The sequence below is a fragment of the Kitasatospora sp. MBT63 genome, from assembly GCF_000710465.2.
Lineage (GTDB): Bacteria > Actinomycetota > Actinomycetes > Streptomycetales > Streptomycetaceae > Kitasatospora.
On the sequence record NZ_JAIZ01000524.1, the window covers coordinates 28,234 to 29,086 of the forward strand.

The 853-nt window shown below is 76.7% G+C and carries 1 protein-coding gene; it reads right to left on the reverse strand.

Annotated elements, in window-relative coordinates:
- Positions 1–682: hypothetical protein (locus AA75_RS28345; RefSeq protein ID WP_033823117.1), on the reverse strand; the 682-nt coding region annotated here is incomplete at its 3' end.
- Between the last annotated feature and the right edge of the window lie 171 nt (positions 683–853).

Genomic DNA, 853 nt, shown 5'->3' on the forward strand with positions numbered 1-853 from the left:
CGCCGGTGGTGTCGAGGATGTCGTCGGCGTGCAGGCGGATCGCGCGGGCCGGTACCAGGTCGTAGGTGAAGACCAGTTGGAGGGTGGAGAGCCCGGCCCGCTCGCGCCCGACGTCCCGGGCGAACGAGGCGGGGTGGACGTAGCAGGCGTCGAACGCGTCGGCCAGGAGCTTCTCCGGTTTCACCGCGAAGCTCTCCAGCGCCCGGACGATCAGCAGCCGGTCGTACTGCGCCGTGGCCGGGACCTCCCCGAACCGCAGCAGCAGTTCGTTGACCACCCCGGGGTCGTCCAGCCACACCGCGTCGAGCAGGTCGTAGAGGTCGACCGCGGGGAGCAGGTCCAGCACCCCGTAGGCGTCCCCCCAGCGCCGGTCGGCGACGGCGCTGCGCAGCCGGCCGCGCACGGCCGGGAGCGCCTCGGCGCCGCGGGGCGGGAAGCCGCGGTGCACAGTGAGCGGGAAGGCGGCGGGGTAGCTGAGGGCGAACGGCTCGGCGGTGTCCAGCGTGATGCCGAACCGCAGCCCGGTGCGGACCTGTCCGCGCCCGAAGACCCACTGCCGGCGCTCCCGGTCGACGGTGAGCGTGTAGCCCCTGGGCCCGAGGTCGGTGTCGATGTCACCGCGGACCGGCGGGCCCTGCGGGGTCAGCAGCGCGACCCGGCCCGCGTCCAGATCGACCGTCATCTCCTCGACCAGGGTGCCGTCCGGCGGCCGTCGCGCCGCCGTCGCCCGGCGGCCGGGCCGGGGACTTCGGCCGGGTGGGCGGGACGGCACCCGCAGGACCGGATCCGGCCCCGGTGGGGTCGGCTCGACCGGGCGCGCCGGTGGCCCGGGCGGGGCGGGCCGCGCCGCCGG